The 16402-nt window shown below is 75.0% G+C and carries 16 protein-coding genes; 2 read left to right on the forward strand and 14 right to left on the reverse strand.

Translation table 11 applies throughout. From position 1 onward, the window contains the following. Positions 1-85: 85 nt before the first annotated feature. The 3 genes from SM577_RS06620 to SM577_RS06630 form a co-directional block, all read right to left on the reverse strand. Positions 86-790 (reverse strand): UdgX family uracil-DNA binding protein, encoded by a 705-nt coding sequence (locus tag SM577_RS06620; RefSeq protein ID WP_302917622.1) that lies wholly within the window; start codon positions 788-790, stop codon positions 86-88. 51 nt (positions 791-841) lie between these two features. Beyond that, positions 842-964: a hypothetical protein gene (locus SM577_RS06625; RefSeq protein WP_474586492.1), complete on the reverse strand. Its 123-nt coding sequence runs from the start codon at positions 962-964 to the stop codon at positions 842-844. A gap of 61 nt (positions 965-1025) precedes the next feature. Then, positions 1026-2366 carry an aminotransferase class I/II-fold pyridoxal phosphate-dependent enzyme gene (locus SM577_RS06630; protein WP_474586493.1) on the reverse strand — a complete coding sequence of 447 codons (1341 nt, stop codon included), beginning with the start codon at positions 2364-2366 and terminating at the stop codon, positions 1026-1028. Positions 2367-2400: 34 nt separating this feature from the next. Here SM577_RS06630 and SM577_RS06635 point away from each other — a divergent pair, with 34 nt between their 5' ends. Beyond that, positions 2401-3642: a bifunctional pyridoxamine 5'-phosphate oxidase family protein/GNAT family N-acetyltransferase gene (locus SM577_RS06635; RefSeq protein ID WP_474586494.1), complete on the forward strand. Its 1242-nt coding sequence runs from the start codon at positions 2401-2403 to the stop codon at positions 3640-3642. Beyond that, positions 3642-4310, forward strand: a complete 669-nt coding sequence (leuE, locus tag SM577_RS06640) for a leucine efflux protein LeuE (protein ID WP_302917626.1) — start codon at positions 3642-3644, stop codon at positions 4308-4310. Before SM577_RS06635 ends, leuE begins: the two co-directional genes overlap by 1 nt. A gap of 14 nt (positions 4311-4324) precedes the next feature. On the opposite strand, the gene SM577_RS06645 is transcribed toward leuE, so the two are convergent. The 11 genes from SM577_RS06645 to SM577_RS06695 form a co-directional block, all read right to left on the reverse strand. After that, positions 4325-5254 carry a sporulation protein gene (locus SM577_RS06645; RefSeq protein WP_302917627.1) on the reverse strand — a complete coding sequence of 310 codons (930 nt, stop codon included), beginning with the start codon at positions 5252-5254 and terminating at the stop codon, positions 4325-4327. A gap of 89 nt (positions 5255-5343) precedes the next feature. After that, positions 5344-6408 (reverse strand): hemolysin family protein, encoded by a 1065-nt coding sequence (locus SM577_RS06650; protein ID WP_474580318.1) that lies wholly within the window; start codon positions 6406-6408, stop codon positions 5344-5346. After that, positions 6405-7763, reverse strand: a complete 1359-nt coding sequence (locus SM577_RS06655; protein WP_302917629.1) for a hemolysin family protein — start codon at positions 7761-7763, stop codon at positions 6405-6407. The genes SM577_RS06650 and SM577_RS06655 overlap by 4 nt, the downstream gene beginning before the upstream one ends. 193 nt (positions 7764-7956) lie before the next feature. Further along, positions 7957-9519 carry a M20/M25/M40 family metallo-hydrolase gene (locus tag SM577_RS06660; RefSeq protein ID WP_474586495.1) on the reverse strand — a complete coding sequence of 521 codons (1563 nt, stop codon included), beginning with the start codon at positions 9517-9519 and terminating at the stop codon, positions 7957-7959. Between the two features lie 229 nt (positions 9520-9748). Next, positions 9749-10081: a monovalent cation/H(+) antiporter subunit G gene (mnhG, locus tag SM577_RS06665; protein ID WP_474580320.1), complete on the reverse strand. Its 333-nt coding sequence runs from the start codon at positions 10079-10081 to the stop codon at positions 9749-9751. Positions 10082-10115: 34 nt separating this feature from the next. After that, positions 10116-10379, reverse strand: coding sequence for an MrpF/PhaF family protein (locus SM577_RS06670; RefSeq protein ID WP_302917632.1), 264 nt, complete (start codon positions 10377-10379; stop codon positions 10116-10118). Further along, entirely contained in the window at positions 10376-10969 is a 594-nt protein-coding gene (locus SM577_RS06675; protein ID WP_302917633.1) for a Na+/H+ antiporter subunit E, read from the reverse strand. Before SM577_RS06675 ends, SM577_RS06670 begins: the two co-directional genes overlap by 4 nt. Further along, on the reverse strand, positions 10966-12471 hold the full coding sequence (locus SM577_RS06680; protein WP_474580321.1) for a Na+/H+ antiporter subunit D: 1506 nt from the start codon (positions 12469-12471) through the stop codon (positions 10966-10968). The genes SM577_RS06675 and SM577_RS06680 overlap by 4 nt, the downstream gene beginning before the upstream one ends. Before the next feature lie 34 nt (positions 12472-12505). Next, positions 12506-12985 (reverse strand): Na(+)/H(+) antiporter subunit C, encoded by a 480-nt coding sequence (locus SM577_RS06685; RefSeq protein WP_302917635.1) that lies wholly within the window; start codon positions 12983-12985, stop codon positions 12506-12508. After that, entirely contained in the window at positions 12982-15819 is a 2838-nt protein-coding gene (locus SM577_RS06690) for a Na+/H+ antiporter subunit A (RefSeq protein WP_474586496.1), read from the reverse strand. The genes SM577_RS06685 and SM577_RS06690 overlap by 4 nt, the downstream gene beginning before the upstream one ends. 139 nt (positions 15820-15958) lie before the next feature. Next, on the reverse strand, positions 15959-16345 hold the full coding sequence (locus SM577_RS06695) for a hypothetical protein (RefSeq protein ID WP_302917637.1): 387 nt from the start codon (positions 16343-16345) through the stop codon (positions 15959-15961). Positions 16346-16402 lie beyond the last annotated feature (57 nt).

Raw genomic sequence — 16402 nt, forward strand, 5'->3', positions numbered from 1 at the left:
CGCCCGGCCGGACCAATCCGGAGTGTGGGTGTTCGCCGTCGGCCCGGTGACCGTCCACCGACCGCCTGGGACGAGGCCGGTCGGGTCAGGCGGCCAGGGCGCGGGCGGCCACGGTGAGGTCGGCGACCAGCCCGTCGTACGCCTTGTCCTGGTCGTCGGCGCGCAGCACCGCGGACGGGTGGATGGTGGCCAGCAGCCGGGCCTCGGGCGCGTCGGCGACCTTGCCCTCGGCGTCCACCGGCACCCGCTGGAAGTCCTCGGGGTGCTGCGCCGAGGCGGGCCACGGCAGCAGCTCGCCGCGCTGGCGGGTGACCCGGAACGTCGGGCCGAGCAGCGCCTTGGCGGCGGTGGCGCCCAGCACCACCACGATCTCCGGGTCCAGCCGGGCGAACTCGGCGACCAGCCAGGGGCGGCAGGCGGTGATGTGCACCCGGTCCGGGGTCTGGTGGATGCGCCGCTTGCCGCGCAGCTCGAAGCGGAAGTGCTTGACCGCGTTGGTCAGGTAGATGTGCCCCGGGTCGAGGCCGGCGTCGTCGACGGCCTTGCGGAGCAGCCGGCCGGCGGGGCCGACGAACGGCAGGCCCTTCTGGTCCTCCATGTCGCCGGGCTGCTCGCCCACGAAGACCACCCGGGCGCTCTCGTCGCCCCGGCCGAACACCGTCTGCGAGGCGTCCCGGTAGAGCTCGCAGCCACGGCAGCCGGCCGCCGCCGCGCGGAGCGCGTCGATGGTGTCCGCCTCGGGCGGGATGAACCGCTGGGCGCCCGGAGCGCTCTCGGTCTGCTCGGCCATGTCGACTGTTATATACCCGTTCGGGGGACTCCGCCGGGCGGGCGGGCGCCGTCAGTACCCGCCGCCACCGCCGTCACCGCCGCCGGACGCCAGCGCGATGATCACGATGATGAGCACGATCACCGCCACCGCGACGGCGATCCAGACTCCCCGCTTCGACCCGGACCCAGCCATGTCGCTCACCTCCGGGGCCGCGCTTACCCCCTGCGCGGCGGCTCACGCTCGTGCCGGCCGCTCAGGCGGTGAAGCCGGCGACGGGGGGCGGGCGGACCGCCCCGGCCAGCGCGTCGGCGAGCGGCTCGACGTCGGCGTCGGCCAGCCGGCTCACGGTGATCCGCAGCCCCGGCGGGCCGGCGATCCGGTAGAGCGCGCCCGGCGCGACGGCCCAGCCGGCGTCGCGCAGCGACGTCAGCGCGCTGGTCTCGTCCGCCACCGGCAGCCAGACGTTGATGCCGCTGCGCCCGTGCGCCGGCAGACCGCGCCGGGCCAGCGCGGCGAGCAGCGCGCCGCGGCGCCGCTCGTAGCTGCCGGCCGCCCGGTCGACCAGCTCGGCCACCGCCGGGTCCCGCCAGAGCGCCAGGACCAGCCGTTGCAGCACGGTGGAGACCCAGCCGGCGCCGACCCGGGCCCGGCCGGCCACCCGGGCCACCGTCGTCTCGTCGCCGACCAACACGGCCAGCCGCAGGTCGGGCCCGAAGGGCTTGCTCACCGACCGGAGGAAGGCCCACGTCGGGGTCGCCCCGGCCAGCGGGTGCAGCGGTACGCGGGCCAGCTCGGCGGCGTGGTCGTCCTCGATCAACAGCAGGTCGGGCCGGCCGGCGAGCAGCTCGCGCAGCTGCCGCGCCCGGTGCGCGGAGACGGCCGCGCCGGTCGGGTTCTGCGCCCGGCTGGTGACCACGAGCGCGCGGGCCCCCGCGGCCAGCGCCGAGCGGACGCCGGCGACCAGCGGCCCGTCGTCGTCGACCGGTACGCCGATCGGGCGCAGCCCGAGGGCGGCCACCAGGTCGAGCAGGTTGGCCCAGCCCGGGTCCTCGACCGCCACCGCGTCGCCGGGGCGCAGGTGGGCGCCGAGCAGGCGCTCGATGCCGTCGAGCGCGCCGCCGGTGATGGTCAGCTCGCCGGCCGGTACGCCGTCGGCGGCCAGCCGCGCCCGGGCCGCCTCGACCAGTTCGGGCAGCACGCCGGCACCGGAGTAGCTGACCGGCGGACCGGCCGCCGCGGCGAGGGTGGCCAGGTGCGGGCCGAGCGGGGGCAGCAACGCCGGGTCGGGTTCCCCGGTGGACAGGTCGCGCAGACCGGGCGCCAGCGGCGGGCGCAGCGCCGAGCGGCGGGACGCCACCGGCGGGCGGGGCCGGACCCGGGTGCCGTGCCGGCCGGCGGTGACCACCAGCCCGCGCTGGCGCAGCTCCTGGTAGGCCCGGGCGACGGTGGCCGGGCTGACCGCCAGCTCGGCGGCCAGGGCCCGCACCGGCGGCAGCGTGGCGCCGGGCGGCAGCGCGGCGGCCCGGATGCCGGACTCGATGCTGGCCGAAATCTCGACGGCCGTCGTACCGGTGACCTGATAGCGTGCTGACACAAATGCAGGATTGTACTAGAACAAAGGCGGGAGCATGTACCCACCGACCCCTCGGACCACCGCCAGCCGCAGCCGGGACCGGATGAGCTACGACCGCGCCGCCGCGCACGCCGTGCTGGACGAGGCGTACCACTGCGCGCTGGGGTTCACCGTGGACGGCGAGCCGCGGGTGCTGCCCACCCTGCACGTCCGCCTCGGCGACACCCTCTACCTGCACGGCTCCACCGGCAGCCGGCCGCTGCTCGCGGCCCGCGGCGACGGGCTGCCGGTCTGCGTCGCGGTCACCCTGCTCGACGGCCTGGTCTACGGCCGCTCCCAGTTCCACCACAGCGCCAACTACCGCTCGGTGGTCGCGCACGGCACCGCCCGGCTGGTCACCGACGAGCGGGAGAAGGCCGACGTGCTCGCCGCGCTGGTGGAGAAGGTCGGCGCCGGGCGCAGCGCGGACAGCCGCCCGCCGAGCCGCCGCGAGCTGGCCGAGACCGCCGTGCTGGCGCTGCCGCTGCGCGAGGTCTCGGTCCGGGCGCGCACCGGGGGCGTACGCGACGAGGAGGCCGACCTCGACCTGCCGCACTGGGCCGGCGTGGTGCCGCTGCGGCTGACCGCCGGCGTGCCGGAGCCGGACGCCGGCGTCACCGCCCCGGTCCCGGCGTACCTGCGGCCGGGCCGGTCGCCGTGGCTGGAGCCGGCGGTGCTGCGCGGCGAGCACGTGGTGCTGGAGCCGCTCGACCTCGCGCACGCCGACGAGTTGCACACCGCCACCGCCGACCCGGACGTCTGGCGGCACCTGGGCACCGCCATGCCGGCCGACCCGGCCGGGACCGCCGAGGTGGTCGCCGCCGCGCTGGCCGCGCACCACCGGGGTGAGCGGGTGCCGTGGGTGCAGCGCTGCGCGGTCACCGGCGCGGTGGTCGGCACCACCTCCTACTACGAGGTCGACCCGGACCGGCGGGCGGTGGCGATCGGATACACCTTCCTGGGCCGGCCGTGGTGGCGCACCGGGATCAACACCGAGGCGAAGCTGCTGCTGCTCACCCGGGCCTTCGACGAGCTGGGCGCGCTGCGGGTGGTGTGGCACACCGACATCCGCAACGAGCGCTCGCAGCGGGCCATCGAGCGGCTCGGCGCCACCCGCGAGGGGGTGCTGCGGATGCACCGGCAGCGCGCCGACGGCTCGTGGCGGGACACCGTGCAGTATTCGATGACCGTCGACGAGTGGCGAGGAGCACAGGTCACGCTCCGGGAAAGGCTTCGCCGGGCGGCACCGGTGGCGTGATGATGTCCGGCGTGCTGGGCATCACCGACATCTGGACGTACCTGCTGGGCACCGTGGCGATCATCCTGCTGCCCGGGCCCAACACCCTCTTCGTGCTCTCCACCGCCGCGCAGCGGGGCGTGGCGGCCGGCTACCGGGCCGTGGGCGGGGTGCTCGTCGGCGACGGGGTGCTGATGCTCCTCTCCGCCGCCGGGGTGGCCTCGCTGCTCCAGGCGTACCCGGCGCTGTTCCTGGTGGTGAAGTACGCCGGCGCCGCGTACCTCGGCTATGTGGGGTTGACCATGCTGCGCGGCGCCTGGCGGCGCTGGCGGGACCGCAACGACCCGACCACGCCGCGGCTGATCGACGCCGCGGAGCCGGCCGCGCTGCGCAGCCCGTTCCGCAAGGCGTTGGTGGTCAGCCTGCTCAACCCGAAGGCGATCCTCTTCTTCATCTCCTTCTTCATCCAGTTCGTCGACCCCGGGTACGCCTGGCCGGCGCTGTCCTTCCTGCTGCTCGGGCTGATCGCCCAGGTCACCAGCGCGCTCTACCTGACCGCGCTGATCTTCGCCGGGACGTTCCTGGCGGCGCAGTTCCGCCGGCGCCGCCGCCTCGCCGCCGGCGCCACCACCGGCGTGGCCGCCCTCTTCCTCGGCTTCAGCGTCAAGCTCGCCACCGCCACGATGTAACCCGGCGCGGCGGCTCAGGTGCCGTCGCCGCCGCCACCGCCGCCGCCGATGCCGGCGCCGCCGGCCGTGCCGCCGAGGCCGAAGCCCGGGTGCAGCGGCTCGTCCGGCGGGCGGCTGACGTGCGCGGACTCGGTGATGTTGGCCGACCAGTCGCTGTGCGCCGCCGCGGCGGCGTGCCGGTTGATCGCGTGCCGCAGCCACCCGTCCACCGTCGCCACCCAGTCCCGCCGCTCCGCGCCGACGTGCCAGACCCGGAACCGGCTGATGCTCTGGTGGGTGATCCCGGCCAGGGCCAGCCGGCGGTCCAGCCAGAGGATCACCTCCAGCCCGGCCGAGTTCGCCACGAAGATCACCTCCAGCTCGGTCATCGGCCCGGCGTAGAGCGGGGCCACCCAGTAACCCAGCCGCTGGTGCAGCGGCAGGGTCTGCTCCACCCCGGGCAGCCGGCCGTCCAGCAGGCCGGCCTGGCGCAGGCTGAAGCCGAGCGTGTCCAGCGCGGCCAGGACGTGCGCCTGGGTGGGCAGCGGATGGACGAAGACCGGGACCATCGCCCCCTGGTCGAGCTGCGGCTCGATGGCCACCTCGGTACGCAGCCCCATCCGCAGGCTGAGCAGCGGGACCCCGCCGAAGATGGTCACCGGCGTCTCCCAGGGCATCGGGAACGTGAACGGCATGGTGCGGGCCCGTCCGGCCCGCACCACGAAGCCGCCGGAGACCGCCGCCTGGTGGAACTGCACCAGGCGGCGGGGCGCCTCCGGGTCGTCCGGCTCGACGGAGGTGACCAGACCGAGGCGGACGTGCCGGACCGGCACGTCGAACCGGCCGGCGGTGATCGTGATCCGCCCGGGCAACCGCAGCCCCGGGCGGGTGCTCGGGTTGGCCAGGGCGGTCTGCACGGACAGCCCGGTCCAGCCGGACTCCGGTGACACCCCGGTCAGCCGCACCGCGCTCCCCCGTCCCGGCGGACCGGGCGGGGGCTGCCCCCGCCCGGGCGGGACCGCCCCGCCGCCGGAGCCGGCTTACCCGGCCGGCCTCACCGCAACCGCCGCCCGCGCGGCACCGGGTCGGTCTCGTCGTCGAACTCGCCGATGACCTCCTCCAGCAGGTCCTCCAGCGCGACGAACCCGATCGGCCGGGCCGGGCCGCCACCGTTGCGGACCAGCGCGAGCTGGGACTGCCGGGCCCGCATCGCGGCCACCGCCTCGGTGACCGACGCCGACGCCGGCAGGGTGAACGCGGCGGTCATCAGGTCGCCGGCGGTGGCCGACCGGCCGGTGGTGGTGACCCGCACCGCCTCGCGGACGTGCACCAGCCCGCAGACGTCGCCGGCGGCGTCCAGCACCGCCAGGCGGGACCGCCCGCTGTCCCGGCTGACCTGCTCGATCCGGTCGGCGGCGTCGTCCCGGCGCACCGTCACCATCCGGTCGAACGGCTCCATCACCTGCGCCACGGTGGTGCCCTGCAGCTCCAGCATGCTGGTCAGCAACTCGTGCTGCTCGGCGCCGAGCAGGCCGTGCTCGCGGGACTGCTCCAGCAGGATGCGCAGCTCGCCCGGGCCGTGCACCTGGGCGAGCTGGTCCTGCGGGTTCACCCGGAACAGCCGCAGGATCGCGTTGGCGAGCGCGTTCAGCGCGGACAGCACCGGCCGGGAGACCCGGGCGAAGGCCCGGAACGGCAGCGCCAGCAGCATCGCCGAGCGCTCCGCGTCGGTGATCGCCCAGGACTTCGGCGCCATCTCGCCGATCACCAGGTGCAGGAAGGTCACCAGGCTCAGCGCGAAGATCAGCGCGATCGCGTGGCTCGCCGCGTCGGGCAGGCCGACCGCGTGCAGCAGCGGGCTGACCAGGTGCTCGATCGCCGGCTCGGCGAGCGCGCCGAGGCCCAGCGTGCACAGGGTGATGCCCAACTGGGCGCCGGCCAGCATCAGCGACAGCTCGCGCACCCCGTCCAGGGCGGCCCGGGCCGCCCGGCCGCCACCGGCGGCCGCCTGCTCCAGCCGGTACCGCTTGCTCGCCACCAGGGCGAACTCGGCGGCCACGAAGAAGCCGTTCAGCGCCAGCAGCAGCACCGAGCTGAACAGCGCCACCCCGGGGCTCATGCGGACACCTCCCGGCGCTCGCCGGGCTCGGCCAGCCGCAGCCGGACCGAGTCGGCCACGTGCCGGTCGACCGCGAGCACCTCGACCAGGGCGCGCGGCTCCACCGCGCCGTCCTCGCCGTCGGCGGGCAGGCTGATCTCCAGCCGGTCGCCGACCTCGGGCACCCGGCCCAGCTCGCGCATCACCAGGCCGGAGAGGGTGTCGTACTCCGGGGCCTCGGGCAGCGCGATGCCGGTGCTGTCGGCCACCTCGTCGATGCGCCAGCGGGCGGGCACCACCCAGGACCCGTCGTCCTGCCGGGCCGGGGCGCGCTCCGGCGGGTCGTCCTCGTCCCGGATCGGGCCGACCAGCTCCTCGGCGATGTCCTCCAGCGTGATCACGCCGGCGAAGCCGCCGTACTCGTCGACCACGCAGGCCATCTGCCGGTGCCCGGACCGCAGCCGGTCCAGCACCGTGGGCAGCGGCAGGGTCTCCGGCACCAGCAGCGGCGGGCCGGCCACCGCGCCGACCGGGGTGCTCGCCCGCCGGGCCGGGGGTACGCCGAGCACGTCGGCGATCCCGACCACGCCGACCAGGTCGTCGACGCCCTCGGCACCGCGCACCGGGAACCGGGAGTGGCCGCTGTCGAGCAGCTCGACCACCCGGCTGACCGGCTCGTTCGCCCGTACGGTGTGCACGTCGACCCGCGGCACCATGGCCTCGCCGGCGGTCAGCTGGCGGAAGTCGAGGCCCCGGTCGAGCAGGGTCGACATCTCGACGTCGAGGTGCCCCTCCTGCCGGGACTCGGCGATGATCTGCTCCAGGTCCTCCGGGGTGGCCCCGCTGGGCAGCTCCTCGATCGGCTCGATGCCGACCCGGCGGAGCAGCCGGACCGCGGCCCGGTCGAAGAGGGTGATCACCGGCCCGGCCACCTTGAGGTAGACCAGGGTGGACCGGGCCAGCGCCCGGGCGACCGGCTCGGCGCGGGCGATGGCCAGGTTCTTCGGCGCCAACTCGCCCAGCACCATCTGCACCACTGTCGCGATGACCAGGGCCAGCGCCACGGAGAGCGGCAGGCTCAGCGAGCGGGAGACGCCGGCCACGCCGAGCAGGTCGGCCAGGCCGGCGCCGAGGAACGGCTCGGCGACGTAACCGACCAGCAGCGCGGTGACGGTGATGCCCAGCTGGGCGCCGGAGAGCATGAAGGAGAGCCGGCCGGTGACCTCCAGGGCCCGGGCGGCGGCCTGGTCGCCGCCGTCGGCGAGCTGCTTGAGCTTGCCTCGGTCCACGGCGACGTAGCCGAACTCCTGGGCCACGAAGTAACCGGTGGCGGCGGTGAGAACGATGATGAAGAGGAGACCGACGACGATCAACACGGGACGCTCAGGGCTCCCGGGGACGTCGGGGTCGTCAGGCGCCGGGCACGACCCGGCTGGCTACTGCTGCCCTCCTGGGCAGAGGAGTCGATCATGCACGCCATTTTATCGGCGGCACCTGTACGTCCGCTGAAGGTGTGCGGAAGGACCCGGGTCGCCCGGTACTGGCGATCCCGGGCCCTGCCGTCCGGTTTCAGCTCTGGGTGACCGTCATGTCGTCCACCGCCGCCTCGACGAGGCTGGCGGTGCCGGCGTCGGCGGCCTCGACCATGATCCGCACCGTCTGGCCACGCAGCGCCGAGACGTCGACCGTGGCGCTCTGCCAGGACGCCGCCCGGTTGCTCGCGGCGCCGGTCGCGGTCAGCGCGGTGACGGTGCTGGTGCCGACCACCCGCACCCGGAGGTAGTCGGCGCTGGTGGCGTTGTTCAGGTGGGCCAGGTACCAGGAGAAGGAGAGGGTGAGCGTGCCGCTGGCCGGCAGCGTGATCGCCGGCGAGCGGATGCTGCTCACCCCGCCGTCCAGGTCGTACGCCCCGGCGCTGCTGCCCGCGGCCGCCCCGGTGACCAGGTCGTAGCTGCCGCTGACCGTGCTGCCCGACTGGGTGGTCACGCCCGAGCTGCTGGTCGCCGCGGGGTCACCGCGTTCCCACTGGCCCAGGGTGGCGGTGTCGGTGCCGGACGGGTCGGCCGTCCAGCCGGTCGCCGTCTCGAAGGTGTCGCTCCAGACCGTGCTGCCCGGCGGCGTGCCGGCCCCGCCCAACGTCCAGACCGTGTACGCGATCGCGTCGGCGTTGCGGTCCAGCGCGGTGTCGTTGATGTTGGCGGTGGTGTCGCAGGAGCGGTGGTAGCAGGGGTCGAACGCCTGGCCCGCGGTGCCGCCCCAGAGCGACGCCTGGGCGCTGGACTTGATCCCCTCGGCGCCGGTGAAGGTGCCGCCGGCCGGGATGCCGACGCTGATGAACGGGCCGTAGTCGCTGCGGCCGTCGAAGTCGGTGCCCCGGGTCGGCACCCCGATCGAGGTGAAGTACGCCTGGATGGTCTGCTCGATCTGAGCGGAGCCGGCCGGGCCGGGGCCGGAGCCCACCCCGTCGGAGTTGTCGCCGTCGTAGACGAAGTAGCCGGCGTTGGGCGAGCCGACCATGTCGAAGTTCAGGTACTGGCTGATCTTCGCGCGCTCCGCCGTGGGCAGGGTGTTCACGTAGTGCCGGGAGCCGCGCAGGCCCAGTTCCTCCGCACCCCACCAGGCGAACCGCAGGTGCTTGGCGGGAGCGAAGCCGGTGCGGGCCACCGCGAGCGCGACCTCGAGGATGGCCGCCGAGCCGGAGCCGTTGTCGTTGATACCCGGCCCCGCGGCGACGCTGTCCAGGTGGGCCCCGGTCATCAGCACCGCGTTCGGGTCGCCACCGGGCCAGTCGGCGATCAGGTTGTAGCCGGTGGCGCCGTTGTAGCTGAACGACTGCACGGTGGTGGTGAACCCGGCCGCGTCCAGCTGGCCCTTGAGGTGGTTGACCGAGGCCAGGTAGCCGGGCCGGCCGTGCGCCCGGTTGCCGCCGTTGGCGGTGGCGATGGACTGGAGCTGGGTGAGGTGCGCCTTCACGTTGGCCAGCGGGATGTCCGGGGCGGCGGCGAGCGCGGCGGGCGGGGCGGCGGGGGCCGGGGCGGTGGGGGCGGCGGCGGCCGAGGTGGCGGTCAGCACGGTCGCGGCCGCGACGGCCAGCCCGGCCAGCCAGCCGGGACGGGGGGTGCGGGAGCTCATGGGTCCTCCGGGGTGGGGGTGGTCCGGTTCCGCCGGGTGGGCGGTGACCGGGCGGCGGTCATTGATCGATGACCATCACTGCGAAGAGTGCCGCCGGGCCCGGAACCCGGCAAGAGGCAAGACGCAGAATCGCCGCAGTCCCGGAATTGGGACGCGGCGGGACGCATCCCCGCGAGCGGCGGCGGATGCCACCCGACGGACGACGTGGACAGCGGGGTACCCCCCGGCCTCAGCGGTCGGCCAGCTCGTCGACGTCGAGCAGGCGGGGGTCGACCCGGCCGGTCCGGTAGGCGGCCCGACCGATCATCTGCGCGGCGACCGGGGCGGTGGCCATCTGGAAGATCCCGACCAGCGCCACCATGCCCAGGTCCTCCGGGTCGCGCAGCCGCAGCGCCAACCCGACGAGCAGCAGCAGCACCCCGAGCGTCTGCGGCTTGGTGGCGGCGTGCATCCGGTCCAGCACGGTCGGGAAGCGCAGCAGGCCGATCCCGGCGACCAGGCTGAGCAGCGCGCCGGCGACCAGGAAGGCGCCACCCAACCAGTCGGCGACGGTGCCGAGCATCAGGCCCTCCTCGGCACGGCGGGCGTGGCGGGCATCAGGACTCCTCCCGGACGGCGAAGCGGACCAGCGACACCGAGCCCACGAAGCCGAGCAGCGAGAGCACCACCAGCACCGGCAGGCTGGTGGCGTTCCGGTTGACCGCCGCCTCGGCGCCCACCCCGCCGATCATGGTGGCGAGCAGCATGTCGGCGGCGATCACCCGGTCCAGCAGGGACGGGCCCCGGTACAGCCGGACCAGCGCGCACAGCGCGGTGATCGAGAACAGTACGGTGAGGACGGCGGCGAGGATCGCGGTCACGATCGGTCTCCCTTCGGCACGGATTCGGACTGCACCAGGGGCAGCTCCGCGGGCGAGCCGACGGCGCGGACGAGCCGCTGCTCGACGGCGAGGATCCGGTCCCGGCTGCCGGTCAGGTCCTGCGGGCCGCGGACGTCGAGCACGTGCACGTAGAGGGTGCCGCTGTCCCGGTCCACCTCCACGATCAGCGTCCCCGGCACCAGCGAGATGATCTCGGCGGTGAGTGCCAGGTTCAGGTCGGTGCGCACCCGCAGCCGCACCGCGATGATCGCCCCCCGGGGCCGGAACCCGGGCCGCACGGCGATCCACGCGACGTGCAGGCTCGCGCGGACCAGCTCGCCGGCGAAGCGGACGGCGAAGACCAGCAGCGGAACGGGCCGCAGCCGGCCGCCGAAGGTCACCGGCGGCAGCGGGAAGAAGACCAGCACCGCCCCGCCGACCAGCAGCCCGCCCAGCAGGTTGCCCCAGGAGAAGTCGCCCCAGAGCAGCATCCAGATCAGCACCAGCCAGCCGTACGCGATCAGCTGGTCGCGGGAGCGGACCACCCGGCCGCGCACGTCCCGCGCCCGGTCCGCCGGCTGCGCGTTCACGGCGCCCCCCGGGGCAGCACGGCCCGGACGTACGGGGTGCGTTGGCGCAGGTCCACGGCCGCGTCGGCGGTGACCCGGAAGAGCGGGCCGGCGACCACCGTCATCGCCAGCCCGAGGACGACCAGGGCGACCGTGGACCCGACCATCAGGCCGGGCAGCCGGGTCGGCGGCTCCTCGGTGGCCAGCCGGGGTGCCCGCCAGAAGGCGATGTTCCATACCCGGGAGGCCACGTAGAGGGTGAGCAGGCTGGTCAGCGCCCCGGCCGCGACCAGCGCGCCGGGCAGCGGGCCGCCGGCCGCCACGCCGGCCTGGAACAGGCTGAGCTTGCCGAGGAACCCGGAGAACGGCGGGACGCCGGCCAGGTTCATCGCCGGCACGAAGAAGATCACCGCGAGCACCGGGGCCACCCGCGCCAGGCCGCCGATGCGGCGCAGGTCGGTGCTGCCGGCCCGGAGCTGGATCAGGCCGACCACCAGGAAGAGCGTGGTCTGGATGGTGATGTGGTGCAGCACGTAGAAGATCGCGCCGGTGAGACCGGCCACGCTGCTCAGCGCCACCCCGAAGATCATGTAGCCGATGTGGCTGACCAGGGTGAACGAGAAGAGCCGCTTCAGGTCCGACTGGGCCACCGCGCCCAGGATCCCGACGATCATGGTCAGCCCGGCCACCACCAGCAGCAGCGTGCCGGCGTGGCCGCCCGGGAAGAGCAGCGTCTCGGTCCGGATGATCGCGTACACGCCGACCTTGGTGAGCAGGCCGGCGAAGACCGCGCTGACCGGCGCGGGCGCGGTCGGGTAGCTGTCCGGCAGCCAGGCCGACAGCGGGAAGACCGCCGCCTTGATCCCGAAGGCGAGCAGCAGGGTCAGCTCCAGCATCAGCCGTACGCCGGCCGGCAGGGCGTCCAGCCGGTGGGCGAGCTGGGCGAGGTTGACGGTGCCGGTCGCCGCGTACACCAGGCCCACCCCGGCCAGGAAGAGCATCGAGGACAGGATGCTGACCACCACGTACGTCGAGCCGGTGCGGATCCGGGCCTCGGTGCCGCCGAGGGTGATCAGGACGAAGCTCGCGGCGAGCAGGATCTCGAAGCCGACGAAGAGGTTGAACAGGTCGCCGGCCAGGAACGCGTTGGTCACGCCGGCGGTCAGCACCAGGTAGGTGGGGTGGTAGATGGTCACCGGCGGGGCGTCGCCGAAGTCGCCCTGGCCCTGCCCGATCGAGTAGAGCAGCACGCAGAGGGTGACCGCGGCGGAGACCACCAGCATCAGCGCGGCCAACTGGTCGGCGACCAGCACGATGCCCACCGGCGCCGGCCACGCCCCGATCTGCGTCACCAGCGGCCCGTGCCGGTACGCCTGCACCAGCAGCACCACCGCCACCGCGAGGGTGGTGGCCAGGCAGGTCACGCTGATCGCGCGCTGCGACCGGGGGTGGCGGGCCAGCATCAGGGTCAGGGCCGCGCCGAGCAGCGGCACCACCACCGGCAGCGGCACCAGCCGGCTCACCGGGCACCCCGGTCCGGGGTCGGCGGGCGGCCGGTCACCGGTCGCCGTCCTGCTCCGGCGGCCGGCGCGGCGGCTCCGGGTCGACCTGCTCGGGGTCGCCGTCCGGGCCCTCGCCGCCGAGGTCGGCCGGGACCAGTTCGTCGCGCTCGGCCCGCCGCCTGACCTGCCGGTCCTCCAGGTCGTCCGGCACCTCGTCGTCGCCGGTCAGGTACCAGCTGCGGTAGCTGACGGCGAGCAGGAACGCGGTCAGCCCGAAGGTGATGACGATGGCGGTGAGCACGAGCGCCTGCGCCAGGGCGCCGCTCATCGCGTCGGTCGGGGCGGTGCCCACCACCGGCGGGGCGCCCGGCCGGCCGCTGAGCAGGATGAGCAGGTTGACCCCGTTGCCGAGCATGATGACGCCGAGCAGGATCCGGGTCAGGCTGCGCTCCAGCAGCAGGGTCACCCCGCAGGCGACGAGGATGCCGATGGCGAGCACCACGGTCAGCGTGGGGCCCGTCGCGCCGTCCCTCACCGCCGCTCCCCCTCGTGGTCGACGGCGAGCCCGCCACCGGGGCGGCCGGCCGCCTCGATGTGCCGGTCCACCTGGGTGCCGAGGCTGCGCAGGATGTCCAGCATCAGCCCGACCACCACCAGGTAGACGCCGATGTCGAAGAAGAGCGACGTGACCAGGTAGAACTCGCCGATCAGCGGCAGCGCCAGGTCGATCTTCGCGCTCTGCAGCACCGAGCCCCCGGCGGCCAGCGCGATCACCCCGCTGCCCACCGAGACGGCGAGCCCGGCGCCGAGGACCGTGCCGGCGCTGACCGGGGCCGCCTCGGCCAGTTCGTACCGGCCGCCGGCCAGGTAGCGCACCACCAGCGCGAGGCTGGCCACCAGACCGCCGGAGAACCCGCCGCCCGGCGCGTTGTGCCCGGAGAAGAGCAGGAAGAGCGAGAACAGCACCACGGTGTGGAAGAGCAGCCGGGTGATCACCTCCAGCACCAGGGACCGGCGCCGCTCCTGGAGGCTGGCCCCGCCGCGCAGCCAGACCGGGCGGTCCGGGCGGGTCGGCTGGCCGGCGGGCTCCGGCCGGCGCGGGCGCGGCCCGGTGCGGGACCGCTCGAAGATCAGGCTGGCCACCCCGGTCGCCGCCACCACCAGCACCGACAGCTCGCCCATGGTGTCCCAGGCGCGGATGTCGACCAGGGTCACGTTGACCACGTTGCGGCCGTACCCCTCGGTCACCGCGAGTTCCGGGAAGGCGTCCGAGATCGGGGGTGCCCGGCGGGCGTCGGCGGCCACCAGGGCCAGTCCCGCGGTGACCACCCCGGCGGCCACCCCGATCGCCCGCCGCGCCCAGCGGCTGCGCCGCAACGGCCGGGCCGAGAACCGGTCGGGCAGCCGGCGCAGCACCAGCACGAAGATCGCGATGGTGGCCGTCTCCACCAGGAACTGGGTCAGCGCCAGGTCCGGCGCGCCGTACAGCACGAAGAGCATGGCGGTGCCGTAGCCGGTGGTGCCGACCAGCAGCATGGCCGTCAACCGGCGGCGGGCGTTGACGGCGAGCACGGCCGCCACGGTGATCACCAGGAGCACGACCGGTTGCAGCGGCGTGTACCAGAGCGCGACGTCGGTCGCCCAGGGCCGGGCGAGCAGCATCGCCCCACCGGGGACCGCCACCAGCGCCAGCAGGATGACGCCGAGGTACTGCGGCAGCGAGCCGCGCTGGGTGACGGCGGTGACGTCGGCGGCGAGCCGGTCGAAGTGGCCGATCACCCACTCGTACCCCTGGTTGCCGTTCACCGGGGCGCGCACCCGGGCCAGCACCGGGGCGAGTGGGCCGCGCAGCGCGAAAAGCAGCGCGCCGCCGGCCACCGCGAGCGCGGAGTAGCCGAGCGCGGGGGTCAGGCCGTGCCACAGCGCCAGGTGCGCGCCGACGCCGCCGAAGAGTTCGGCGTACGGGTGGAACAGGCCGTCCAGCCCGCCGGCGGCCGGACCGGCGACCAGCCCGGCGGCGGCCAGCAGGGCGGGCGGCGCCAGCATCGGCAGGGCCACCCGCCCGACGTCGGTGGTCGGCACCCCGGGCCGGGTGGCGAACGCGCCCCAGACGAACCGGGCGCTGTACGCCACGGTCAGCGCCGTGCCGGCGACCAGGACGGCCAGCGCCAGCGGCCGGTCGGTGAACGCGGCGAGCACCGCCTCCTTGGCGACGAAGCCGACCAGTGGGGGCAGGCCGGCCATCGACGCCGCGGCCAGCACCGCCACGGTGGCCAGCAGTGGCGCGGCGCGGCCCAGCCCGGACAGCTCGGTGAGGTCCCGGGTGCCGGTGCGGTGGTCGATGATGCCCACGACGAGGAAGAGCGCCGCCTTGAACAGCGCGTGCGCGAGCAGCATCGCGGCGGCGGCCAGCGCGGCGTCCGGGGTGCCCACCCCGGTCACCGCCATCAGCAGCCCGAGCTGGCTGACCGTCCCGTACGCCAGCAGCAGCTTCAGGTCGGTCTGCCGCAGCGCCGCCCAGCCGCCGACGAGCAGGGTGGCCAGCCCGGCGACCAGCACCACCGGCCGCCACGGGCCGACCGCGGCGAGCACCGGCGCGAGCAGCCCGACCAGGTAGACGCCGGCCTTCACCATCGCCGCCGCGTGCAGGTAGGCGCTGACCGGCGTGGGCGCCGCCATCGCCACCGGCAGCCAGGTGTTGAACGGCAGCACGGCCGACTTGGCCAGCGCCCCGACCAGGATCAGCACCACCGCCGTGCCGAGGTAAGCCCCGTCGGGCAGCGGCCCGGCGGCGATCACCGACCAGCGGTAGCTGCCGGCGTGCTCGCCGAGCATGACGAACCCGACCAGCATGGCGAGCCCGCCGAGGGTGGTCACGGTCAGCGCCTGCGCCGCCGCCCAGCGGCTGGACCGTCGTTCGGTGCTGTGGCCGATCAGCAGGTACGAGAAGATCGTGGTGAGTTCCCAGCAGACGTAGAGCAGCAGCAGGTCGTCGGCGAGGACCAGGCCGAGCATGGCTCCGGCGAAGGCCACCAGGACCGCGGCGAACCGGGCCAGCCCGAGCGAGCCGGGCCCGAAGTACCGGGCGCTGTAGACCAGCACCAGGGCGCCGACCCCGCCGACCAGCAGGGTCATCAGCCAGGACAGGGTGGTCAGCCGCAGCGCCAGCGCCATCCCGAGCTGGCCCACCCAGGGGTACGTCTCGACCACCGCGCCGCCGTCCCGGACCGCTGGCGTGCGGGCCAGGGCCCAGCCGAACGCGGCGGCCGGCGCCAGCGCCAGCGCGTAGCAGGCGCGCGGGCCCCACCACCGGACCAGCAGCGGCGCCACGAGGGCCGCCAGGAGGTGGAGGATCAGCAGTACGAGCACCCGCGCTCCAGGTCGAGGTGGCAGGGGGCACCGCTGAGGTGGGACGGCACCTACGAGCGATCAGACGCCAGTTCGCCGCTCGACGGGCGGTTTTGCCGGAAATCGCCCGCCCGACCGCCGCCCCGTGCCGGCCACGCTGTCAGTGGAGGGCGACGTCGGCGGCGGGCAGCGCGGGCTCCCGGGCCGGGCGGTCCCACCGCGCCTCCACCAGCAGGTCGGGGCGGCCGAGCTGGCGTACCACCCGGTTGACCACCCGCTGGGCGGCGGTGAGCGAGCGGACCGAGAGCAACCGGCCGCGGCTCTCCCGGCGGAGCACGAAGAAGTGCACAGCGGCGCGGACCCGGCCACGGTCGGCGGCGCTGGCCTGGGCGGTGGAGACCACCAGCTCGCGCAGGCAGTCGGCGAGTCGCTCGGCCAGCTCCAGCTCGGGGCCGGTGAGGCCGGCGCGGACGGCGGCGAGATGACTGTCGACCTTGCGGATCAGCACGTCGGTGCCGGGCTCGAAGCTCCGCTGCTCGACCGCCATCCGACCCCTCCGCCCCGCTGCGCGTTGCGAGTGAAGTTACTTTATGTTGCGCTGTAC

The sequence above is a fragment of the Micromonospora desertarenae genome, assembly GCF_056150265.1.